The organism is Providencia sp. PROV210 (genome assembly GCF_028479445.1).
In the GTDB taxonomy this organism is placed as follows: Bacteria; Pseudomonadota; Gammaproteobacteria; order Enterobacterales; family Enterobacteriaceae; genus Providencia; species Providencia rustigianii.
On record NZ_JAMPNQ010000003.1, the window covers coordinates 22,427 to 45,378 of the forward strand.

Genomic DNA, 22,952 nt, shown 5'->3' on the forward strand with positions numbered 1-22,952 from the left:
GCTTCCTAATAATCAACCATTCCTGTTAAATCATCATGGCTAATTAAAGTTATTTTCATTAGTTTCAATGAATTATGAGTGGTGTTTGTTGGATGTCAGTGCAAACGCAACAGTTTTGTAAAATACCCAATTTTACAGGTCTGTTGCGTGTGCTTTGTTATCAAATAAGAAATGGTTGGGCGCACATGAACCCTCTTTTATTAGAGAAATTACAGCGTAAGCTGGGTTATACCTTTACGCAACACGATTTATTAATCCAAGCATTGACACACAGAAGTGCTAGCAGCAAGCATAATGAACGATTAGAATTTTTAGGTGATTCAATTCTTAGTTTTGTGATTGCAAATGACTTATATCACCGTTTTCCTAAAGTGGATGAAGGAGATATGAGCCGCATGCGCGCAACGTTAGTGCGTGGAAATACATTGGCTGAAATAGCCCGTGAATTTGAGCTCGGTGAATGTTTACGTTTAGGTCCTGGAGAATTAAAAAGCGGCGGTTTTCGTCGTGAATCAATTCTTGCGGATACCGTTGAAGCCTTGATTGGTGGCATTTTTCTTGATAGTGATATCCAAACTATTGAGCGAATCATCCTTGCTTGGTACAAAGGTAGACTAGATGAAATTAGTCCGGGTGATAAACAAAAAGACCCTAAAACGCGGCTACAAGAATATCTGCAAGGGCGTCACCTTCCATTACCTAATTACTTAGTTGTTCAGGTAAAAGGTGAGGCTCATGATCAAGAATTTACGATCCACTGCGAAGTCAGTGGTATTGAGCAATCTATTAATGGTGTTGGTTCAAGTCGTCGTAAAGCGGAGCAAGCCGCAGCAGAACAAGCATTGAAAATCTTGGAGATTGAATGAGTGAATTACAATCCCACTGTGGTTTTGTTGCCATAGTTGGACGTCCGAACGTTGGTAAATCAACGTTATTAAACCAGTTGTTAGGGCAAAAAGTCTCGATTACGTCGAGAAAGCCACAAACAACTCGTCACCGCATTATGGGGATCAATACAGAAGATAATTACCAAATTATCTATGTTGATACCCCAGGTCTACACATTGAAGAAAAAAGAGCGATCAACCGATTGATGAACCGCGCAGCATCCAGTTCTATTGGTGATGTTGAATTGGTTATTTTTGTGGTTGAAGGAACCCATTGGACACCAGATGATGAAATGGTGGTCAATAAATTATCCAGCTTACGTTGCCCTGTTATTCTGGCAATCAACAAAATTGATAATGTGGTCGATAAGACGAGCCTATTGCCTCACATTGGTATGATCAGCCAGAAAATGAATTTCTTGGATGTAGTACCAATTAGTGCTGAAAAAGGTCAGGGCGTTGACACAATTGCGAAAATTGTTAAACAACATATTCCTGAAGCTATTCACCATTTCCCTGAAGACTACATTACTGATCGTTCTCAGCGCTTTATGGCGTCTGAAATTATCCGTGAAAAATTAATGCGTTTTCTTGGTGATGAATTACCATATTCCGTAACTGTAGAAATTGAGCAGTTTAAAGAAATGGATAGAGGTGGCTACCACATCAACGGCTTGATTCTTGTTGAACGCGAGGGTCAGAAAAAAATGGTTATCGGTAATAAAGGCAGCAAGCTGAAAACTATCGGTACCGAAGCCCGTATTGATATGGAACGTCTGTTTGAAACTAAAGTTCACCTTGAACTTTGGGTTAAAGTTAAATCAGGTTGGGCAGACGATGAAAGAGCGCTGCGTAGCCTGGGTTATGTTGACGATTTAAAATAATCGGTGACAACGTGAGTGGTTGGCAACGTGCGTTTGTGCTCCATTCCCGTCCTTACAGTGAAACGAGTTTATTACTCGATTTTTTCACTGAAGGGGAAGGTAAAATACGTTTGTTGGCGAAAGGCGCTAGGCGCAACCGCTCACCTTTAAGAGGCTGCTTGCAGCCTTTTACACCTTTATTAATCCGTTGGGGTGGTAAAGGTGAAATCAAGACCCTCATTAACGCAGATCCTGTTTCTCTTGCTCTTCCTCTAAGCGGCACTGTTTTATATAGCGGCTTATATCTCAATGAATTAACCGCCCGTGTCCTTGAGTTTGGAACCCCATATTCAGCCTTATTTTTTGATTACCTATCTTGCTTACAAGTGTTGGCAGGCAGTGAGCGAACACCTGAATCTGCTCTACGCCAATTTGAGCTTGCACTGCTATCTTACTTAGGTTACGGCGTTGACTTTCTGCACTGTGCAGGTAGCGGAGAGCCTGTATCGGATACTATGACTTATCGTTACCGCGAAGAAAAAGGATTTATTGGTAGCTTAGTAATAGACCAATTTAGCTTCACAGGAAAACAACTTAAAGCGCTGGCAAGCCGTGATTTCCCTGATGCTGATACCCTAAAGGCAGCTAAACGTTTTACTCGGATGGCTTTAAAGCCCTATCTGGGAGGTAAGCCGTTAAAAAGTCGAGAGCTTTTTAGGCAATTCACGACAATGCCTTCAATATTAACTAATAATAAAAGCTAAATTTTATTTTTTTGAAGCTATTTGCAGATATTTCTACGTGCAAATTCATCTGCTATCCAGCTAATTTTTTATCCTTATCCATTTTCTTCGAAGCGCTTCCCAAAAGTTGAATGTAATAGGTGCAATACAGATATCTGTTTGTAATATGTGGGAAAGAGTGAGAGATTTATTCCCACAAAGCGCTAAAGTGCAGTACGATACGACTTATAAAAAATAAGTGACCGTTTATTCATAGGGAGTTAAACATGGCTGAGCTGTTATTGGGCGTTAACATTGACCACATTGCAACCGTTAGAAATGCAAGAGGAACACAATATCCAGATCCTGTCCAAGCAGCATTTGTTGCTGAACAAGCTGGAGCAGATGGTATCACCATTCACCTACGTGAAGACCGTCGCCATATTACGGACAGAGATGTTGAGTTACTTAACCAAACTATTCAAACTCGCATGAATCTTGAAATGGCGGTCACCGATGAGATGATCGACATCGCTTGTCGCATTAAGCCAACTTATTGTTGTTTAGTACCAGAAAAACGTGAAGAAGTGACAACGGAAGGGGGATTAGATGTTGCAGGGCAAAAACAAAAAGTTGCTGCTGCGGTAAAACGTCTAACAGAGTCGGGCATTTTAGTCTCCTTGTTTATCGATGCAGATCATGAGCAAATTGATGCTGCTCAAGAGTGCGGTGCTCCATTTATTGAGATCCATACTGGAGCATATGCGGATGCAAAAACAGAGCAAGCTCAAGAGATTGAGTTTCGTCGAATTCGTGATGGTGTCAAATATGCCGCAGGTAAAGGCATTAAAGTGAATGCAGGTCACGGCTTGACGTACCATAATGTTCAGCGTATTGCCGCACTTCCTGAAATTTATGAATTGAATATTGGCCACGCGATTATTGGAAGAGCGTTATTTAGTGGTTTAGCGCAAGCAGTATCCGATATGAAGCAATTACTCACGGAAGCACGCAAATAATGGCTATTGTAGGTTTAGGTACTGATATCGTTGAAATTAGTCGTATAGAGTCAGTCATTGAACGCTCAGCGGATAGCTTAGCTAAAAGAATTTTGACGGAATACGAGTATGCACAATATCAGCAACAAACTAAGCCTGCCCGTTTTTTAGCTAAACGATTTGCCGTTAAAGAGGCTGCTGCTAAAGCATTAGGGACTGGGATCCGTAACGGATTGGCTTTTAATCAGTTTGAGGTCACTAATGATAAGTTAGGTAAACCGTTATTAACGCTCAGTGGAGAAGCTTTGAAGCTGGCAGCTTGTCTGAATGCAACCCATTTTCATGTTTCTATTACCGATGAGCGCCATTATGCGGCAGCAACAGTGATTATAGAGAGTCTGATAGATTAAATGAATTGCCGACAAGGCTACGTCGTTACGTCGGCAATTTTTAAGGATGACAAACTTTTGATGTTAGATTTTATCTGCGTGGTGGATCATGACAAACTTATCCCATAGCTGTTCTTGGGATTCAGTTCGTTCAGGGTCGGTAATAATGGTATTTGTGATAGGGCAGACAGACTGACAGGTTGGCTTGTCATAGTGGCCAACACATTCAGTGCATAGGTCAGAATCTATTTCATAAATTTCCTGTCCCATGAAAATAGCATCATTAGGGCATTCAGGTTCACACATATCGCAATTGATGCATTTTTTAGTAATTAATAGTGCCATTTTAATCGATTATATCTATTTGATAATTTAACTTTTATAATTGTTGACTATTCTACACTGAACCGAATCAATTAAACACTGAATTATGGTGATTAAAACTAAATGAATTACATTGTTAACAAACTGTAGTTTTTTGTTTAAAACAAAATGTAATCAACGAAATATTCATTAAATTTTTAATAAAAAATAAAAAACAAAATAAGGATTTAAATTACAATCCTTATTTCTATGAAATTATTTATTGAATAATATTAGTAAGTAATTAAATTATAGATATACCAATATTTGGTTTTGTCTGATTGAGTATAGAAATGCAGAACACCATTTACAATAAAGAAGGTTGCAGATTTGATTGAGTCTTCAATGGAAAACTCTTCAGAATACATTAATTGGATACTCGCATTATCAGCAATTTGATAAACATCGATAACTTTTTCATCCAAGTTGTAACCATAAAGATATTGTTTATTTTGAGTTGAATCGTAGAAAGCTTGGATATTTTGTAGGTAGGTTTTCAATTTTCCTTTTTGAACAACAGCAGATGCATCGATTTTACCTGCATCGGACATGTTATAGATCATATAAGATTTATCTCTTGAATGACCTAAGAAGAATGATTTTTTACCGGCAATAAATGCCAGTGTAGTTGGATAGAACTCATCGAACATGTTCGATTGAACGGTTCTTCTAATAAATGCCATTATTATTCCTCGTATTTAATTTAAGAAAACTCAAGTTCCCATTAATCATATTTGAATGATTTGAATTTAAAAATAATGTTAATTGTTAGCTTGTTTTATATATTCGAATGATTTAAAAATTAATAAATGCAAGTTGTTCACAAATAAATCAAGTTGTGATAGTAATAAGAAAAAACGATTAGGATGTAGCGATGTTTGAAAATCTCGGGGTATTAAATTTTTGGACGTACTTGGCAGGGTTAATCTTGATTATCATTGTACCGGGACCTAATTCCCTGTATGTACTGAAATCAAGTACCTCACATGGCACTAAATCAGGCTATCGGGCTGCATTGGGGGTATTTACTGGAGATGCAATTTTAATTTTTCTTTCTTTCATTGGTGTTGCATCGGTGATTAAGGCATCACCAACCCTGTTCATGGTTGTGCGCTATCTTGGTGCGGCATATTTACTCTACTTAGGTTGTAAAATTTTATATTCCACTTTTTGGCAAAAAAAATCATTACCGGTTGGTAAAGAAACCATTGAAATCAAAGCAGAAAAACATTTTACCCGTGCGTTAATTCTGAGTTTGACAAACCCCAAAGCAATTTTATTTTATATTTCTTTCTTTATTCAATTTATTGACTTTAATTATGCTCACGCATGGGTTCCTTATCTGGTATTGGCCGCTATTTTAGAAGCAATCAGTTTTTTATATCTCAGTCTATTAATTTTTAGTGGCTACCTAATTGCACGTTTTTTACGAGAGAAACAAATTCTTGCGAAATTAGGAAATTGCACGGTAGGCGCTTTTTTTATGGGATTCGCTGCAAAACTTGCCATTTTTAGTAATTAGCTATTGATTTATATTAGATTCAATTTGCAGTCACTTTAACATTTCGTAATAATCATGGCTTGGGTCTGAATAGGGGAGAGGTTAGTGTGACGCAATTAGAAATTGATGAGTATTGGATGGCTCAAGCTATTGAGCTAGCAAAACAAGCGCAAGATATAGGGGAGATCCCTGTGGGCGCGTTACTTGTCAAAGATAACCAACTGATTGCAACGGGCTGGAATCACTCGATTGAACAGCATGACCCGACTGCACATGCGGAGATCATTACCCTACAACAAGCGGGAAAAATACTGAAAAATTACCGCTTATTGGATACCACGTTATATGTCACTTTAGAGCCTTGCATTATGTGCGCGGGAGCGATGATACATAGCCGTATTGGTCGTGTCGTGTATGGCGCCAAAGATTTTAAGACAGGTGCTTGTGGTTCGTTTATTAACATTATGGGGCAAGCAGGATTGAACCATTATGTTGATGTCACCGGAGGTATCTTGGAAGACGTTTGTTCATCGATGTTGAGTGCATTTTTTAAAATGCGCCGTGAACAAATCAAAGCCCAACGACATCAGCAAAAGCAAGATCCATTGTGATTGTTGTGTGTATGGGCTCAAGGATAAATCATTCTTTTACTGATTGTGTGTTATTCACGGATTGAACATTATTACTCTCTGGGTTTTTGATGACAGGATATTGAGGTAACGGCGGCTTAGATAATAAATATTCACCTAATGAGCTTTCCGAGCCGGGCTTAGAGGAAGATGTCGAGGTCGAATTCTCTTTTTTATTAAATACGCCAAGATCAATCGGGGATTTTGGTGAGCTATTTAACTTATTTGGTAGTATGTAAGATGAAAGCTGCGGATCATTTTTTGGAACCACGACATAAACTTGTGATTTTTTAGCAATATCTAATGTCCGCTGTTTCTTTTCCTGGCTTTGTAAGTAACCCACCAAGCTTTGATGATAACGACGGATATTTTCGACATAGCGATAAGCTTCATGACCACGGGCATAGCCATAAGTCAGTTGAGAGTGATATTTAGGTTGAGCTAGCAATGGAAGCCTAGCTTTAACATCTAACCAGCGGTCAGGGTCGCCACCTAATTTTTCAGTGAGTTTACGTGCATCCATCATATGGCCATAGCCCATATTGTATGCCGCTAACGCAAACCACATCCTATCATCTTCAGCGATAGTTTTTGGCAGGCGCTCCATCAAATAAGCTAAATAAGCAGCGCCTCCCTTAATACTCTCTTCGGGATCTAATCGATCAGAAATGCCCATCGTAGCTGCAGTGGGTTTAGTTAACATCATCAACCCGCGAACTCCCGTCGGAGAAGTTGCTAAAGGATCCCAATGAGATTCTTGCCATGCGATGGCAGCAAGAAGCTGCCAATCAATGCTGTCGGCATATTTTTCAAATAAAGGTTGATAGTCAGGAAGTTTATTATTGATTGCACTAATAAAAGTGATGGTATCAAAGTAATCAAAAGATTCCACATGACTAAAATAACGTTCAGTCAAGCGTGCAAGAGTTTCATTTTGATTGCTGAGATTGAAAAAGTCGAGAAGGGCAGCATCAAGGCTATCGTCGTTACTGCGGCGCATATACCACGTAATAGCATGGTCATCGAGTAAATCAATCGCAACGGCTATTTTGGGATGGCTACGTTGTTGTAATGCAATAGCGATAGAGTCTTCTAATGTATAATCTATTTCGCCTTCAGCGACCATTTCAAGTAGCTGATTTGGGGAATACTCGCTACTTTCTTCCCACTTTAGGTTTGGATACTCTTTAGACAATTTTTGTAATGTGCTGGCGTGAGTACTCCCAGCAATCACCACTAATTTACCCTTTAAGTCATTAAAAGATTTAGGGCGAGGTGAACCTTTGCGGTAAACCAATTGCTGAGTGACATTAAGATAACTCGGGCCCGCTTTCAGGGTTTCTAAACGATCTTTATTGTAGAGTAAGCCCGCAACAGCAATATCGGCATCATCATTTTCAAGATCTGCAAAAATTTGTTCAAAGGTAGGTCTAATAATAATTTTAAGCTTTACGCCAAGGTAAGTGGCAAAGCCTTGAGCAAGTTCATAGTCGAAACCACGTAGCTGATTTTGCTCATCAATATAAATAAGTGGTGAACTGACAGCACTGATGCGCAGCTCTCCCTTAGAGAGAATTTTGTCGATTTGGGTGCTGTGCGTATTTGACCATCGGATATTAAAGCCAATAATCATAGTTGCCAGCAATGCGATGACCACGACAATAAAATAGTTAACTTTTAAGTTATTCAAATAGTTATTTCTCGTATAAGAGCTGGTGTTGTATTTAGAAAATCGACTGTTGAGTAATGGTTATAAATCCAGTAGTTTGTATTCTGCTCAACAATGATGATCGGTGCAACTAATATTATCGTATTTAGCCCATCATAATATTTAACTATTCGCTCTCTTTTTAGTCACGCAAACGGTTTCGTATTGATGAACATTGCTCTATAATGGTTCTCGGTTTCCCTGCTTTCAGTTCAGGGCTGGCGTTTACAAGAGAGAATTTAAGACTATGGAAATTTTGCGTGGCTCACCTGCTCTATCAGCATTTCGTATTACCCGTCTTTTGGCACTGTTTACTGAAAAACAGCTCCCTGTTACGGATATCTATGCTGAATATATGCACTTTGCTGAGCTATCAGCCCCATTAAACAGTACTGAGCAAGGTAAGCTGAGTAGTTTGTTAAAATATGGTCCTTCTCTGGCGGAGCATGAACCTTTTGGCAAATTGGTTTTAGTCACTCCTCGCCCAGGCACTATCTCTCCTTGGTCATCAAAAGCGACAGACATCGCACATAACTGTGGTTTATCGCAGGTTAAACGTATTGAACGTGGTATTGCGTATTACATCCAGGCAGATGCAATGAGCTCTGCCCAATGGGATGAAGTCATTGGCATGCTACATGACCGTATGATGGAAACCGTATTTTCCTCTTTTGAGCAAGCTCAAGCGCTGTTTGTTCAGCAGCAACCAGCGCCATTAAAAGTTATTGATATTATTGTTGGTGGACGTCAAGCCTTAGAAATTGCAAATAAAGAAATGGGCTTAGCGCTGGCGGAAGATGAAATCGATTATTTATTTGATGCTTTTAAGGGATTAAAACGTAATCCAACTGATATTGAACTGTACATGTTTGCACAGGCTAACTCTGAACATTGCCGCCATAAAATTTTCAACGCCGATTGGATCATTGATGGGGAAACTCAGCCCAAATCTCTCTTCAAAATGATCAAAAATACCTTCGAAAAGACGCCTGACTATGTTTTATCCGCTTATAAAGATAATGCAGCAGTAATGGAAGGTTCTTCTGTAGGGCGTTTTTTCCCTGAACCTGATGGTCGCACATACCGTTATCATCAAGAAGATGCGCATATCTTGATGAAGGTTGAAACCCATAACCACCCAACCGCGATTTCGCCGTGGCCAGGCGCAGCGACAGGCTCTGGTGGTGAAATTCGTGATGAAGGTGCAACGGGACGTGGTGCGAAACCAAAAGCGGGATTAGTTGGTTTTTCCGTTTCTAACTTGCGTATTCCTGGCTTTGAACAGCCATGGGAAGAAGATTTTGGTAAACCAGAGCGTATTGTAACCGCGCTGGATATTATGACCGAAGGTCCATTAGGCGGCGCTGCATTCAACAATGAGTTTGGTCGTCCAGCCCTATTAGGCTATTTCCGTACTTATGAAGAGAAAGTTAACAGCCATAATGGTGAAGAGTTACGTGGTTACCACAAGCCAATTATGCTAGCAGGCGGTATGGGTAATATCCGTGCTGACCATGTTCAAAAAGGTGAAATCACCGTCGGTGCAAAACTGATTGTACTGGGTGGGCCGTCGATGAATATCGGCTTAGGTGGTGGTGCGGCTTCTTCAATGACATCGGGTCAATCTGCGGCTGATCTTGATTTTGCATCAGTTCAACGAGATAACGCTGAAATGGAACGCCGTTGCCAAGAAGTGATCGATAAATGCTGGCAGTTAGGTGATGACAACCCAATTCTGTTTATCCATGACGTCGGGGCGGGTGGATTATCTAACGCGATGCCTGAGTTAGTTAGTGATGGCGGACGTGGCGGGCGTTTTGAGTTACGTAAGATTCTTAACGATGAACCGGGTATGAGCCCACTAGAGGTTTGGTGTAACGAATCTCAAGAACGCTATGTTATGGCGGTCGCTCCAGACCAGCTAGAATTATTTACGGCAATTTGTGAGCGTGAGCGCGCACCATTTGCGGTAATTGGTGAAGCGACAGAAGAGCGTCACTTAACGCTGAATGATGAACATTTCGGTAATCAACCTATCGATATGCCATTAGATGTTTTATTGGGTAAAACCCCAAAAATGCTGAGAGATGTCAAATCTCTGAAAGCTGAACCGGAATCTCTTGATAGAACCACCATTGATTTAACTGAAGCCGTTAAACGCGTTCTTCATTTACCAGCAGTTGCAGAGAAAACATTCTTGATCACCATTGGTGACCGGACTGTAACGGGTATGGTTGCCCGCGACCAAATGGTAGGTCCATGGCAAATTCCAGTGGCTGATTGTGCGGTCACGACGGCGAGCTTGGATAGCTATTACGGTGAGTCGATGTCTATCGGCGAAAGAACACCTATTGCGCTGTTAGATTTTGCAGCTTCAGCGCGTATGGCTGTCGGTGAAGCGTTGACTAACCTTGCGTGTTCTTATGTTCACGATTTGAAGCGTGTGAAACTGTCGGCAAACTGGATGTCTGCGGCAGGTCATCCGGGAGAGGATGCAGGTCTGTATGCGGCAGTAAAAGCCGTGGGTGAAGAGTTATGTCCTACATTAGGGTTAACTATCCCAGTGGGTAAAGACTCTATGTCGATGAAAACCCGCTGGCAGCAAAATGGTGAAGAGCGTGAAATGACCTCGCCTCTTTCACTGATCATCACGGCATTTGGACGCGTAGAAGATGTTCGTTTAACGGTAACGCCAGAACTGAAAACAACGGCGGATAACGCACTATTACTGATTGATCTCGGGCAAGGTCATCATGCACTTGGTGGCTCTGCTTTAGCGCAAGTTTATCGCCAGTTAGGCAATAAAGCGCCAGATGTGCGTGACCCAGCACTGTTGTTAGGCTTCTTTAATACCATCCAGAAATTGCTGTCTGAGCAAAAATTGTTGGCTTACCATGACCGTTCAGATGGTGGTTTGTTCGTTACACTGGTTGAGATGGCATTTGCGGGCCATTGTGGCATTAACGTTGATATTAGTTCATTCGATGAAGATACATTAGCGGCGCTATTCAACGAAGAATTAGGCGCCGTGATCCAAGTTCAAGGGGCTGACCGTCAATATGTAGAGCAGTGTTTTGCTGATGCTGGTTTATCGAGTTGCTTACATTATTTAGGGACAGCAACTAACGACGATGCGGTGATCATCAATAGCCGAGACACTGTTGTTTATAACGAGTCTCGTAGCTTGCTTCGTGAATGGTGGGCAGAAACCACATGGCAGATGCAGCGTTTACGGGATAATGAAGAGTGTGCGGATCAAGAACATCAGGCGAAGAAAGATAGCCAAGACCCCGGCTTACAAGCGAAACTGACATTTGATATCGCGGATGATATCGCTGCACCTTATATAGCAACCGGTATTCGACCTAAAGTCGCAGTACTGCGTGAGCAAGGCGTCAACTCTCATGTTGAAATGGCAGCTGCATGGGATCGTGCAGGTTTTGATGCTATCGATGTTCATATGAGTGATTTACTTGCAGGTAATTTATCCCTTGAACAATTCCAAGCATTAGTGGCTTGCGGTGGTTTCTCGTACGGTGATGTCTTAGGTGCAGGGGAAGGTTGGGCGAAATCTATCTTGTTCAACAATAAAGTTCGTGATGAGTTTGCTGCATTCTTTAATCGACCAGATACACTTTCTTTAGGTGTATGTAACGGTTGCCAGATGATGTCTAACTTGCATGACTTGATCCCAGGCGCTGACTATTGGCCGCGTTTCGTCCGTAACCGTTCAGAGCGTTTTGAAGCGCGCTTTAGTTTAGTCGAAATTGCTAACAGCCCATCGCTGCTACTGCAAGATATGGCTGGCTCTCGTATGGCAATTGCAGTGTCTCATGGTGAAGGTCAGGTCGAAACGCGTGTTCCATCCCACTTAACACAATTGGAAAATAATGGCTTAGTGGCAATGCGTTTTGTGAATAACTACGGTCAAGTCACTGAGCAGTATCCAGCGAACCCTAACGGTTCGGTTAATGGGATTACCGCAGTCACCACAATCGATGGTCGAGCAACCATAATGATGCCGCACCCAGAGCGTGTATTCCGTACTGTGAGTAACTCATGGCATCCAGAAAATTGGGGTGAAGATAGCCCATGGATGCGTATCTTCCGTAATGCACGTAAACAATTAGGCTAAGACTAAAACGGTAGTTTTAAGTTAAAGTATAAAAAATCAAACGCCCTATAAACTGGCTCGCTGAGTCTGATTTATAGGGCGTTTTTTTGTCTGTATTTCAGTTGATAGACGAAGATTTGTTCACAACGAAAAATCTATTCTACAAGATAAGATTGAACAATAGTTTTCCTCTGTTAATGTTTATGGCTCAATTATTTTTTTCTAAATGATTTTTATTTCGATAGGCTAAACAGAGCATAAGGAGATTGATGATGAAAGCGGGATCCTTGAAGCAAAAATGGGGACTTTATTTAATCAGTGCTTTTGTGATTATGCTGATCTTTATGGTGAAGCCTATGGCGAAAACAGATATTCCTCAATTAGTTAATGCAGCTGAAAAAGGTGATTTAGCCTCTGTACAACGGCTTGTTGAGCAGGGCGTAAATATCGAGCAACGGGATCGTCGTCTACGCACACCTCTTATGGCTGCAACAAATGCAAACCAAATTACTGTTGCACGCTACTTGATTGAAAAAGGCGCGGATGTGAATGCAAAAGATGGTATTCAAGATACGCCTTTCTTATATGCAGGGGCTCGTGGTTTGCAAGAAATATTAGAAATGACGTTAAGCCATGGTGCTGACGTAAGCAGTATTAACCGTTACGGTGGGACGGCTTTGATCCCTGCTGCTGAACGTGGTCATGTCAAAATGGTGAAAACATTGATTGATGCGGGTGTGAGTGTCAATCATGTGAACAATCTGGGGTGGACTGCGCTTATTGAAGCGATCATTCTTGGGGATGGCAGTGATAAATATGCTCAGATAGTCACTTTATTAGTCGAGGGCGGCGCTGATGTTAATTTAGCGGATGCTTCAGGGCAGTCACCATTAACACTAGCAAAGAGTAAAGGATATCAAAATATTATCGATATTCTTGAAAAGGCAGGAGCGAAATAATGACAGATAACCAATTTTTGCAGCAAGCCATTTTATTGGCGACGGAAAATGTCAATGCTGGAGGAAGACCCTTTGGTGCGGTAGTGGTGTACGACGGTAGTGTGGTTGCTACTGGGGTAAACCAGATGCTAGAACGCAATGATCCGACGGCGCATGCTGAGTTGCTGGCACTGCGCCAAGCGGGTGAAGTGCTGGGTAAAGTTAGGCTAGATGATTGTGTGGTATATGCAAGTGGGCAACCTTGCCCTATGTGTTTGGCCGCGATGCGCATGGCGGGTATTTCCCGTATTGTTTATGCGTATTCGAATCAAGATGCTGAACCTTTTGGGCTATCAACGGCGAGTATTGCACAAGCCTTAAGCGTCGAGCCTGAACAGCAAACTGGGCTGCAATTTGTACAACTAAAACCTGAAAATGAACCTCAGTCAGCATTGTACAGTCAGTGGTGGGCATTACACCATTGATGAAAATGCATAAGCCACTTTCTCCTTCTTTCGGGTTGATCTTGACCATTGTTTTAGTGGGGATCAATCTGCGTCCATTTATGACGGGACCGGGTCCTGTCATCGATGACATTATCCAAACTACCGGAATGAGCTACCAAGGTGTTTCTTTGCTCACATTATTACCCATGTTATTGATGGGATTTGGTGCGCTGGTGGTACCGTCTCTCAATCAGCGATTGGGCGATAGGCTTGGTATTAGTTTTGCGATGTTATTGTTATTACTCGGTTCTTTTTGCCGTTTATTTGTGTCTGATGGCATCGCATTATTACTGACTGCATTTTTATGTGGCGTCGGAGCGGCGTATATTCAAGCGGTTTTCCCAGGCCTGATTAAAGCTAAATTTCCACAAAAAATGGCGGCGATGACAGGGCTTTATTCAGCAACATTAATGGTAGGTGGAGCGCTTGGCGCGCAGCTAACGCCGTTGATTACTCACATCACGGGACATTGGCAAAGTGGACTTGCATGGCTGGCTGCTCCTGCGTTTTTAGCGCTCATCGCTGTTATCGCGAATATTCGAACGTCAACAACCAAAGGAATAGCGGGACAAAGTTCGATTTTTATTTACTTAAAGAAACCTCGAACATGGTTATTGATGGCGGGATTTGGCTTGGTGAATGCGGGGTACGCGACCGTGGTGACTTGGTTAGCGCCTTTCTTTCAACAGCAAGGAATGAGCGCGGCTGAAAGTGGTTCATTAGTGGCAATCTTAACGGTTTTCCAAGCAGCTGCGGCATTGATGATCCCCGTTCTTGCATCTCATAATATTGACCGCCGTTTTTGGCTAACAGTAACCTTAGCAAGCCAAGCTTTGGGTTTTGCAGGGTTAATGTTATTCCCTCACTTTATACCGTTGCTATGGGTAGGGTTGCTAGGGTGTGGATTAGGGGGATGCTTTGCACTAACTATTATTACATCATTGGATCATATCTCTCATCCGGTAAGTGCTGGCGCGTTGACTTCGTTGATGCAAGCGGGGGGCTTTATTATTGCGGCATTCGGACCATTGATTGCCGCTGCACTACAGCAAATTAACCACAGTTATACGCCGGTATGGGCAATGCATTTAGTTTTAGTGGTCATCACATTATTATTATTTTTGCGTTTAAATCCCAAAAGTTATCGCCAGATTTTTAGCGTGAAATAATATTTTAGTGAGAATAAATCATAAATATAAAAACCGCCCATATATTGAGCGGTTTAGAGGATGATCTCTGCAATCAACAGGCAGTTTATTCGAGAATAAACATGCCATAAGGGTGGATTTGTAAATACAGTTCCTCGCCGACGCTTGGTTGTAACTGTGTGGCATTGATTTGCAGCAGCATGGATTGACCATGCCAATCGACCGTTACTTCATATTGAGGCCCCATATAAGCCACATGGGTGATTGTGCAGCGCTGACTATCATCCCCTTGCAAGCTTAACGTGATAGCTTCAGGGCGCACACCGACCGTGACTTGAGTTTGGCTAGTGGTTAATTGCGCTGGGCGTGGCAAGCGATAGCTGAAAATATCCACCGCATCACTAGTGAGTGTGGCGGGAAAAATGTTTGCATCTCCCATAAAGCTAGCCATAAATTTAGAGGCTGGCTGGCGGTATAGCTCTTGTGGTGAACCAAGCTGCATAATTTTACCTTTGTTCATGACCAGAACCATGTCAGAAACGGCAAATGCTTCGCTTTGGTCATGGGTCACATATAAAGAGGTAATATTGAATTGCTGCTGAAGTTCACGGATTTTTTCACGCATACTACGACGTAAATTAGCATCTAAGTTACTTAGAGGTTCATCAAATAACAGCACTTTAGGTTTTAAAATTAATGCGCGAGCCAGCGCCACACGTTGTTGTTGACCACCAGAAATCTGGTCGACAAACCGATCAGCAAAGCCCGCTAAATCGACTAACTCCAACGCTTCTTCTACACGTTTTTTAACTTCAGCTTTGGGTAATCCTAACATTTTCAAACCATAGCCTACGTTTTCCCCTAACGACATATGAGGGAAAAGGGCATAAGACTGGAATACCATACAAATATCACGCTGTTGAATTGAACGGTCAGTCACGTCCTCACCATCGATAAACATGCGGCCTTCAGTTGGTTTTTCTAAGCCCGCAACTAAACGTAGCACAGTGGTTTTACCACAACCAGAAGGGCCTAACAGCGTCACCATGCTACCCTGTGGGATGGAAAGACTTAAATCGTCAATAACCGTATTGTCGCCAAAGCGCTTGGTGATATTTTTTAATTCAACAAAACTTTTCTGTGTCATGTCAGTGACTCCATGATTATTGTGCATTTTTGGCTTTGGAGCGTGAAACACGGGCTTCGCCAATTAAATAGTCAAATAAGAAAATAATGGCGAGCATGACCACTATCAGAATCGAACCGTAAGCAATTGCCACTCCATATTCACCATCCTCAACTCGGTTCAGTATATAAGCTGTGGCTACGCGAGTATCCGGTGTCACCAAGAACACAATGGCGCTGACGGTGGTAATGGCGCGAACAAAGCTATAAATCAGCGCGGAGAGAATTGCAGGACGCAATAATGGCAGAAGGATATGGAAAATAGTGCGCATCGAGCCAGCACGTAGGCTGAGTGAGGCTTCATCCAATGATTTATCAATCTGACCAAGACCCGCGATACCTGCACGGATCCCCACTGGTACGTTACGCATTGTCATAGAAATGATCACGATGGCTGCTGTTCCCGTTAAATAGAACGGGGTATCGTTGAAGGCTAAGATATAAGATACCCCAGCCACGGTGCCCGGTACGGCGAAGCACAACATAGTGGTAAATTCGATGGTTTTCTTACCGCGAAAATCTTGGCGAACCACAATATACGCAATGAGAAGACCGAGAATAGCGGTAATTGGTGCCGCGATACCCGCATATAACAGCGTATCTAGCAGTGATGGCCATGCACCATCATTAAAGCCTTGACCAAATAATTTGGTAAAGTTATCGAGGGTTAATGTGTAATCCACACCCCAGTTAACCGTGAAGCTGCCATAGAAAATGCTGCCGTAGAGTAACACGTTAAAGGCAACCCAGATCCCCAGTAACACGGTCACGGTAGTCACTAATGATACAGGTAGCGGTTGTACATCACCTCGGTAGGATTTACCGGAAACGGTGACGTAAGAACGTTTACCAATCCACATGTATTGCACGCAGAATACCAGTAACGAGAAGACTAGCAAGGAGGCACCTAATGTACTTGCTGCTTGATAATCGAGTTGTGACCCGGTGATATAGAAGTAAATTTGGGTAGCGAGAACGTCAAAGTTTCCGCCTAATACTAACGGGTTACTAAAGTCAGCTAAGGACTGAACGATCACAATTAAGAATGCGTTTGCGAGCGCAGGTTTTAGTAGCGGCATAAACACATTGAAGAATGTTTGGTAGCGATTGGCTCTTAATGTATACGATGCTTCTTCTAAAGAGGGATGAATGGTTTTAATTGCACCGTCGAGGATCATAAATGACATCGGCGTAAATGCCAGAACTTGTGCTAACCAAATCCCAGTAAAACCATAAAGCCAGTTAGTATTTTCTAAGCCCATATAAGTGGCTAGAAATTCGGTGATATAGCCTGAACGGCCCATCATCAAAGTAACGCCTAAGCCCACAACAAAAGGCGGTGTTACGATAGGAAGAATAGAGAAAACACGTCCAATAATTGCGGAGCGTTTGGCAATTCGGGTTGTGTAAATAGCGAGAATTAATCCGAAGAAAGTACAGCCTACACCAACTGCCAGTGATAAAAATATTGAGTTAATAATAACTTGGACAATGTGTGATTGGGTTAGGATTGCCACAAATGCAAATGGTGCAAAATCTCCGTTCCCATCAGTAAACATTGGAATAAAAATTGCCACACTGGGAAAGACGATAAATAACGCAATCAGCGCGACAACAGTAATCAGGGAGCCAATCACAAATTGGTCGCCACCCAGCCACTCTAAGCGAGTTAAGGCGTGGGTCATAATCATTCCGAGTGCAATAAATAGCGTGATTGCGGAGTAACCCAATCCTCTACCATCTAAGTAGGCACTGATAATGACAACAATGGCGGTAATTGCAGCAACGGCGACATCAAAATAGTGGCGATTTTTGTGGTTACGATCGGCAGGTGTTAGTGGTCTGAATAACAAGATAGACGGTAATAAATACCAGAGCCAACTAATATTGACGCTGCTCCAGCCATACGAAGCTAAAATCTCATCTTGTGTGGAGTCGAATAAGCCATAGTCTAAGCTCCACGATGGGAGTAGAGCAAAGCCCAGCCAAGCGATCAGAATCCAAAGGAAAATACTGTCCTTTTTCTTCGAGGCGGTGAGAGTTAACGTTTGAGGCATTGTTTTTCCCCTAAGTTCATTACTTTCGAATGAAAACAGCATCATTTTTATTCGAATAGTAAAGAACTTAATTAATATTATAATTCTAATGAATGAGCTAATCTGAAGCCGTCTGCAAAAAACAGACACTTAAGTTTTAGACTTCATTTTTATTGTAAGTAAGTAAGTAGCTTAGTGCGGTGACGAACACCGCACTGGGAGCATTATTTGCTCATTTTGACTTCGGTAACCCATTTGTTGATCAGATTTTTACGGACTTCAGCATCGCCGTATTTATCCATATCGTAATTGATTAAATTTAAGTCTTTAAGTTTCAGAGAAATAGGGGAAGATTCAGCTGTGGTGTTGGTTAAGATCTGGTAAGACTGACCTTGTTTCCAGCTCAGCTCTTGGGCTTCTTTAGACAGAACGAAATCAACGAACAGCTTCGCATTGTCCATATTACGGGCATTTTTCAGAATACTAATACCGCCGATCTCATAACCGGTACCTTCACAAGGGGCGATGAGTTCTAATGGCGCGCCATTTTCAACTTCTAAAGAGTAGTCGTGCAGGAAACCGATACCGATGGCAGATTCACCACGGGCTGCGTTACGTGCAGGGGCAATACCAGATTTAGTGTATTGAGAAATATTTGAGTTTAATTTTTTTAGATAATCAAACGCTTGCTCGTTGCCCCACAGTTGGTCGAAAGTAGCGAGAGCGGTATATGCGGTTCCTGAGCTTTGTGGGTCAGCGATTTGAATTTCACCTTTATACTCAGGTTTGGTGAGATCTTTCCAACAAGTTGGGATCGGCAAACCTTTCTCTTTCAGGCGATCTTTATTCACGCCAAACCCTAAGATCCCGATATAAACCGCAGAAGAGTAGTTACCTTTGCGTTTTGCTGGATCTTGGAATTGAGTCATGATTTGTGACAGGTTTGGTGATTTGTATGGCTCTAAGAGATCCATTTCACCAGCTTGTGAATGTGGGTCTAATGTACCGCCGTACCAAACGTCAGCTTGTGGGTTACGTTTTTCTGCTTCGATTTTGGCCAGAGTACTGCCTGAGCCATTACGAACGAAAGTCGTTTTTACATCATATTTTTTGGCGAAAGCTTGAGTTTCAGCTTCGCACATTGCATTGGTGGCACTACAGTAAACCACTAAACGGCCAGCGGCATTTGCTGTAGTCGTAATAGCGGCAAGAGATAAACCTGCTGCAACGAGTGTAGAAAGAGTCTTAAGTTTCATTGTCAGTCCTTTATTCACGTTTTCGGATTAACTATTATTATTTTGCGGTGAAACTGCACCGGCTAAATGCTCTCGCTTGCTGACATTCGCAATCAAAAGAGGCATCAGTAGTAGCCCCATCAAGGCCGCAGCACTAGCGAGTAAGGTAAACATTCCCGACCAACCATAATTTGCGATAACTTGAGAGAGCGGCCATCCTGCAATTGCAGCCCCTAAATAGGCATACAATCCAAGATAACCCGTTACCGTTCCAGCTGCCTTTTTATGACAATATTCTGTAGCAGCTAGACCAACTAACATCTGTGGACCAAATACAAAAAAGCCATTAGCTAAAAAACACACGGCAAGTAGCCCGTAGTGATGAATCGGTATTAACCATAAGGCATTAACAGACACAAAAAGCCCTAAAGAAAATAACAAAATCATCGGTGCTCGCTGTCCACGAAACAGAAGGTCAGACCCCCAACCCGCACACAACGCGCCTAATAAACCGCCTAATTCAAACAGTGCTAATGTCGCATTAGCACTTAATAAATTCGTTCCATGCGTTTCTGTAAGCCATAAATTTCCCCAATCGTTTATCCCTATGCGGATGAGATAAACCAAGATATAGGTACAACCTAATAGCCAAATCATCGGGTTAAACACAATGGTTTGCTTCAATATCACCCACATAGATTGTGGTGGAGATAAATGCTCTTGGCGCAGTTCTAAGGCATCATGTCGCCATTGTCCCACTGTGGGTAAGTGTTCTTCTTTCGGGGTTCCTCTTAGTTGCCGGCAGAGCCATAACCCCAAAACAACACCAATAATTCCCGGTACAATTAATGCCATTTGCCAGTTGTAATAAGTGGCTAATAAGGCAGCTAATAGCGGTAACGCCATTCCACCAAGGTTGATGGAGATATTCCATAAACCCCACCAAAACCCACGCTCATTACGTGAATACCAGTGAGTCAGAATTCTTGCGCAAGGGGGCCAACCCCATCCTTGAAAGAAACCGTTTAACGTCCACACAATCAGTAAAGCAGGAAACGATAAACAATAAGCAAAAATGATATTTAGAACGCCGGTCATGATAAGACCTACACCCATAAACCAGCGGTAGCCAGTGATATCGTGGAAAATTCCCGATATAAACTTGGACAGTCCGTAGGTTAGGTAAAAGGCAGAGGCGATCCAGCCAATATCACTTTTGTCTAACAACAGCTCCGTTTGCATGACGGGCATAACGAAATTAAAGCTTTTTCGTGTCAGGTAAAAAGCAGCATATCCAATAATCATGGAGAACATTAATTGGCGGCGCCAGAAACGGTAATTGCCATCCAAATTAAATTTACTTTCACCTGTCATGGTTGTGTTTCTCCCGTTTGGCAAAATGTAATCAAGTTTTTAAATAAAAGGATGAGATAAGGTATTAGGAGACTAGGAATTATTCCTATTTTTACAATCTTTCATTTCAAAATGTGGGCAAGTTAACAATTATTTTGGTGCCATTTTGCGTTGTCAGTGTCCAATCGCCACCTAAAGCGGTCACTCGCTCTTCAATTCCCCGTAAACCAAAGCCAGAAGTTCGTTTGCTAAAGGGAATACCGACGCCATTATCCTCGGCAATAAGCTGGATCGAGTCACCTATTTGGTCGAGTGAAATATGAATGTGTGTCGCTTTAGCATGTTTGCTGATGTTATTGAGAAGCTCTTGAACAAGTCGGTAGAGGGTGAATAAAACGGTTTCATTGGCCGGGGTTTCTTTTAGCCCATAATAAAACGTGCACTGGATATTATTTTCTTCAAAAGCAAATTCGGCGATGAGATGTGTGAGGGCGTTTTCTAGTGACATTTCATCGAGAACGGGAGGACGTAATTGACGTAGTAATTGGCGGGTTGCTTGATGGATTTGTTGTGCTAGCTCATTGATTTGACTGGCAGCTTGGCGACTTAATTCATTGGGTGCTGTTTTTTTCACTAGCATCGACTGGATTTGAATAGCGGTAATGTTTTGCCCAATTTCATCATGTAATTCTCGCGCAATATCTTTCTTGATATCTTCCTCAGTGTGTACCAATTTACGCATCAGGTCTCGGCGAGTTTGCAGTTCTTGCTCCAATCGTTGGCGATAGCGCTGTAAGTTACCGGCAAGTTGTTTTTGGCGACTTACCGCAATTCCCAGTCCAATACCAATTAAGGCTTGAGAGCTTAAGAATAATTGTAATTCTTGTAAGTCATCAAATGCGCCTTGGAACTGCCTTGCAAAAGTGATAATTAAGCTCCCCAATAATGCGGATAGAACCCCGCCTTGCCATCCATATCGGTAAGCCATAAAAATATTGGGAATAAAAACTAACAAAACAATCAGCTGTTCAATCTCTGGAGCAAAGAAAATTTGCGCACTTAAACCGACCAAGCAAAATAAAAATCCCCAAATAATCAGTGATGTGCGTAATTGTTTATCAGGTGTACCATAGTCGAGTAGCATATGATAATGCTGCTCATGCAGATATTCATAAATGAGATAAACAAAGGGGGATAGTAGTATTCCGCCAGTAAACGTGGTTAAAAATAGTTGGCTAATTGAGTATTGAGACAGTAAACCAAACAGTAGGGCGTTGAGGATACTGTTGGCAGTAACGCCAGCAAGGAGCAAAATTAGCCGTTGCCAATACAGCGTATAGCGCCACCAAATATTTTGGATTACGACGGCGACCGCTAAACTGAGGAGCGGGGAAAGTAATAAAATAGGCTGTGATAATAGTTGCTCTTCAGCAAGCCAGTAATTGAGTAGCCCTTCAGATAATAAAATGGTCGGCCAATATCGCCGCCAGAGCAATATCATCAAGGTGAGGCGTAAGGCTTGGGGTAGAAATAGCGTAGCTTGAAAACTATTTTGGCTGAGATAAAAACCAATAATCCACAACCCAATCCAAATTAATGAATAAGTAAATAACAAAAATAGGGACTGCAATCCTAAGCGCAGCGCTTTATTCATCAATATCTACCTTGAGATAATATTATGCTCTAACGCGTAGTGAACCAGCTCAATGGTGCTATCACACTGTAATTTACCTAAAACATTTGCTCGATGAACATGCACTGTTTTATGACTCAGATTGAGTTGCTCAGCAATGACTTTGACGCTTAATCCAGACACTAATAAGTCAAAAACTTCGCGCTCACGGTTAGTGAGTTCTTGAATGCCATGTTGCTGCTGTGGTGTTTGACGTAATGCTCGCATTGCATCGGCACATAAGTAGCAACCGCCTTGATGAACAGAACGGACCGCCTGAACTAACTCTTCTGGCCCACAACATTTTGTTAAATAGGCGCTAGCCCCTGCATCCAGTGCGCTCTGCACAAATGCGGGTGTATCATAAATACTTAAAATAATGGTACGAAAATCGGGTTTTTTCTTACGTAAGCGGGTGAGTAACTGTAAACCGCTTTCATCTGGCATTGAGATATCCATGATAGCAACATCGATATCAAGGCTAATTAAGTGAGGCCAGGCTTCTTGAGCGCTTGCATATTGACCCACGATGCTAATATCAGGCTCTAATGTTAGCAGTTGGGCGAAACCGGAGCGCACGACAATATGGTCGTCAATCAAGGCTATTTTTATCATTGTAGTTTCGATAGTAAGTAAGTGACCATTTGCCAGTCTTATATCAATATAGGGAAAGATTAGCTAGGAACATAGTTTGAAATTCTGACG

20 protein-coding genes are annotated in these 22,952 nt (G+C 42.0%); 11 read left to right on the forward strand and 9 right to left on the reverse strand.

The window, feature by feature from the left end:
- Positions 1-185 precede the first annotated feature (185 nt).
- From rnc to acpS, 5 genes are all read left to right on the forward strand, one after another.
- Positions 186-866 (forward strand): ribonuclease III, encoded by a 681-nt coding sequence (gene rnc, locus PR761_RS00680; protein ID WP_039855073.1) that lies wholly within the window; start codon positions 186-188, stop codon positions 864-866.
- Positions 863-1,771: a GTPase Era gene (gene era, locus PR761_RS00685; protein ID WP_006814794.1), complete on the forward strand. Its 909-nt coding sequence runs from the start codon at positions 863-865 to the stop codon at positions 1,769-1,771. The genes rnc and era overlap by 4 nt, the downstream gene beginning before the upstream one ends.
- An 11-nt stretch (positions 1,772-1,782) precedes the next feature.
- On the forward strand, positions 1,783-2,514 hold the full coding sequence (recO, locus tag PR761_RS00690; RefSeq protein WP_006814793.1) for a DNA repair protein RecO: 732 nt from the start codon (positions 1,783-1,785) through the stop codon (positions 2,512-2,514).
- A gap of 245 nt (positions 2,515-2,759) precedes the next feature.
- Positions 2,760-3,491 carry a pyridoxine 5'-phosphate synthase gene (gene pdxJ / locus PR761_RS00695; protein ID WP_006814792.1) on the forward strand — a complete coding sequence of 244 codons (732 nt, stop codon included), beginning with the start codon at positions 2,760-2,762 and terminating at the stop codon, positions 3,489-3,491.
- A complete protein-coding gene (acpS, locus tag PR761_RS00700) occupies positions 3,491-3,880 on the forward strand; it encodes a holo-ACP synthase (protein WP_006814791.1) in 390 nt (129 codons plus the stop codon). The genes pdxJ and acpS overlap by 1 nt, the downstream gene beginning before the upstream one ends.
- Before the next feature lie 63 nt (positions 3,881-3,943).
- Here acpS and PR761_RS00705 read toward each other — a convergent pair whose 3' ends face one another.
- Positions 3,944-4,204 (reverse strand): YfhL family 4Fe-4S dicluster ferredoxin, encoded by a 261-nt coding sequence (locus PR761_RS00705; protein ID WP_112837089.1) that lies wholly within the window; start codon positions 4,202-4,204, stop codon positions 3,944-3,946.
- 251 nt (positions 4,205-4,455) lie between these two features.
- Entirely contained in the window at positions 4,456-4,905 is a 450-nt protein-coding gene (locus PR761_RS00710) for a hypothetical protein (RefSeq protein ID WP_006814728.1), read from the reverse strand.
- A 191-nt stretch (positions 4,906-5,096) separates the two neighbouring features.
- Between PR761_RS00710 and leuE the strand changes: the two genes are divergently transcribed.
- Together leuE and tadA are read left to right on the forward strand one after the other, a co-directional pair.
- Positions 5,097-5,744, forward strand: coding sequence for a leucine efflux protein LeuE (gene leuE, locus PR761_RS00715; protein WP_006814727.1), 648 nt, complete (start codon positions 5,097-5,099; stop codon positions 5,742-5,744).
- Between the two features lie 86 nt (positions 5,745-5,830).
- Positions 5,831-6,334: a tRNA adenosine(34) deaminase TadA gene (gene tadA, locus PR761_RS00720; protein WP_039855057.1), complete on the forward strand. Its 504-nt coding sequence runs from the start codon at positions 5,831-5,833 to the stop codon at positions 6,332-6,334.
- Between the two features lie 28 nt (positions 6,335-6,362).
- Here tadA and mltF read toward each other — a convergent pair whose 3' ends face one another.
- Complete coding sequence (gene mltF / locus PR761_RS00725; RefSeq protein WP_230083545.1) at positions 6,363-7,985, reverse strand: membrane-bound lytic murein transglycosylase MltF; 1,623 nt, start codon at positions 7,983-7,985, stop codon at positions 6,363-6,365.
- 322 nt (positions 7,986-8,307) lie between these two features.
- Here mltF and purL point away from each other — a divergent pair, with 322 nt between their 5' ends.
- The 4 genes from purL to PR761_RS00745 all read left to right on the forward strand — a co-directional run bounded on the left by purL (position 8,308) and on the right by PR761_RS00745 (position 14,787).
- Positions 8,308-12,195: a phosphoribosylformylglycinamidine synthase gene (purL, locus tag PR761_RS00730; RefSeq protein ID WP_112837085.1), complete on the forward strand. Its 3,888-nt coding sequence runs from the start codon at positions 8,308-8,310 to the stop codon at positions 12,193-12,195.
- Between the two features lie 251 nt (positions 12,196-12,446).
- Positions 12,447-13,133, forward strand: a complete 687-nt coding sequence (locus tag PR761_RS00735) for an ankyrin repeat domain-containing protein (protein ID WP_154610646.1) — start codon at positions 12,447-12,449, stop codon at positions 13,131-13,133.
- Complete coding sequence (locus tag PR761_RS00740) at positions 13,133-13,597, forward strand: nucleoside deaminase (RefSeq protein ID WP_112837081.1); 465 nt, start codon at positions 13,133-13,135, stop codon at positions 13,595-13,597. Before PR761_RS00735 ends, PR761_RS00740 begins: the two co-directional genes overlap by 1 nt.
- Positions 13,597-14,787 carry a cyanate transporter gene (locus PR761_RS00745; RefSeq protein ID WP_115164500.1) on the forward strand — a complete coding sequence of 397 codons (1,191 nt, stop codon included), beginning with the start codon at positions 13,597-13,599 and terminating at the stop codon, positions 14,785-14,787. Before PR761_RS00740 ends, PR761_RS00745 begins: the two co-directional genes overlap by 1 nt.
- Positions 14,788-14,872: 85 nt before the next feature.
- Here the strand turns inward: PR761_RS00745 and fbpC are convergent, their stop codons facing one another.
- The 6 genes from fbpC to PR761_RS00775 all read right to left on the reverse strand — a co-directional run bounded on the left by fbpC (position 14,873) and on the right by PR761_RS00775 (position 22,862).
- Positions 14,873-15,913 (reverse strand): ferric ABC transporter ATP-binding protein, encoded by a 1,041-nt coding sequence (gene fbpC / locus PR761_RS00750; RefSeq protein ID WP_154610579.1) that lies wholly within the window; start codon positions 15,911-15,913, stop codon positions 14,873-14,875.
- Between the two features lie 16 nt (positions 15,914-15,929).
- Complete coding sequence (locus PR761_RS00755) at positions 15,930-18,008, reverse strand: ABC transporter permease (RefSeq protein ID WP_039855054.1); 2,079 nt, start codon at positions 18,006-18,008, stop codon at positions 15,930-15,932.
- 203 nt (positions 18,009-18,211) lie between these two features.
- Positions 18,212-19,243 (reverse strand): ABC transporter substrate-binding protein, encoded by a 1,032-nt coding sequence (locus PR761_RS00760; protein ID WP_006814718.1) that lies wholly within the window; start codon positions 19,241-19,243, stop codon positions 18,212-18,214.
- Between the two features lie 27 nt (positions 19,244-19,270).
- On the reverse strand, positions 19,271-20,596 hold the full coding sequence (gene uhpC, locus PR761_RS00765; protein ID WP_006814717.1) for an MFS transporter family glucose-6-phosphate receptor UhpC: 1,326 nt from the start codon (positions 20,594-20,596) through the stop codon (positions 19,271-19,273).
- A gap of 106 nt (positions 20,597-20,702) precedes the next feature.
- The gene (locus tag PR761_RS00770) at positions 20,703-22,229 is read right to left on the reverse strand and encodes an MASE1 domain-containing sensor histidine kinase (protein WP_006814716.1); all 1,527 of its coding nucleotides are present in this window, start codon (positions 22,227-22,229) and stop codon (positions 20,703-20,705) included.
- Positions 22,230-22,235: 6 nt separating this feature from the next.
- Positions 22,236-22,862: a response regulator transcription factor gene (locus PR761_RS00775; protein ID WP_006814715.1), complete on the reverse strand. Its 627-nt coding sequence runs from the start codon at positions 22,860-22,862 to the stop codon at positions 22,236-22,238.
- Positions 22,863-22,952: the final 90 nt, after the last annotated feature.

What these genes read in the sequence shown, in the direction of transcription:
- PR761_RS00710 (WP_006814728.1), bottom strand. Translation starts at nt 4,905, where the DNA reads ATGGCATTTATTAGAAGAACCGTTCAATCGAACATGTTCGATGAGTTC.
- PR761_RS00760 (WP_006814718.1), bottom strand. Translation starts at nt 19,243, where the DNA reads ATGAAACTTAAGACTCTTTCTACACTCGTTGCAGCAGGTTTATCTCTT.
- PR761_RS00735 (WP_154610646.1), top strand. Translation starts at nt 12,447, where the DNA reads ATGAAAGCGGGATCCTTGAAGCAAAAATGGGGACTTTATTTAATCAGT.
- PR761_RS00745 (WP_115164500.1), top strand. Translation starts at nt 13,597, where the DNA reads ATGAAAATGCATAAGCCACTTTCTCCTTCTTTCGGGTTGATCTTGACC.
- fbpC (WP_154610579.1), bottom strand. Translation starts at nt 15,913, where the DNA reads ATGACACAGAAAAGTTTTGTTGAATTAAAAAATATCACCAAGCGCTTT.
- purL (WP_112837085.1), top strand. Translation starts at nt 8,308, where the DNA reads ATGGAAATTTTGCGTGGCTCACCTGCTCTATCAGCATTTCGTATTACC.
- mltF (WP_230083545.1), bottom strand. Translation starts at nt 7,985, where the DNA reads ATGATTATTGGCTTTAATATCCGATGGTCAAATACGCACAGCACCCAA.
- PR761_RS00770 (WP_006814716.1), bottom strand. Translation starts at nt 22,229, where the DNA reads ATGAATAAAGCGCTGCGCTTAGGATTGCAGTCCCTATTTTTGTTATTT.
- acpS (WP_006814791.1), top strand. Translation starts at nt 3,491, where the DNA reads ATGGCTATTGTAGGTTTAGGTACTGATATCGTTGAAATTAGTCGTATA.
- PR761_RS00740 (WP_112837081.1), top strand. Translation starts at nt 13,133, where the DNA reads ATGACAGATAACCAATTTTTGCAGCAAGCCATTTTATTGGCGACGGAA.
- rnc (WP_039855073.1), top strand. Translation starts at nt 186, where the DNA reads ATGAACCCTCTTTTATTAGAGAAATTACAGCGTAAGCTGGGTTATACC.
- leuE (WP_006814727.1), top strand. Translation starts at nt 5,097, where the DNA reads ATGTTTGAAAATCTCGGGGTATTAAATTTTTGGACGTACTTGGCAGGG.
- PR761_RS00775 (WP_006814715.1), bottom strand. Translation starts at nt 22,862, where the DNA reads ATGATAAAAATAGCCTTGATTGACGACCATATTGTCGTGCGCTCCGGT.
- uhpC (WP_006814717.1), bottom strand. Translation starts at nt 20,596, where the DNA reads ATGACAGGTGAAAGTAAATTTAATTTGGATGGCAATTACCGTTTCTGG.
- PR761_RS00705 (WP_112837089.1), bottom strand. Translation starts at nt 4,204, where the DNA reads ATGGCACTATTAATTACTAAAAAATGCATCAATTGCGATATGTGTGAA.
- era (WP_006814794.1), top strand. Translation starts at nt 863, where the DNA reads ATGAGTGAATTACAATCCCACTGTGGTTTTGTTGCCATAGTTGGACGT.
- PR761_RS00755 (WP_039855054.1), bottom strand. Translation starts at nt 18,008, where the DNA reads ATGCCTCAAACGTTAACTCTCACCGCCTCGAAGAAAAAGGACAGTATT.
- pdxJ (WP_006814792.1), top strand. Translation starts at nt 2,760, where the DNA reads ATGGCTGAGCTGTTATTGGGCGTTAACATTGACCACATTGCAACCGTT.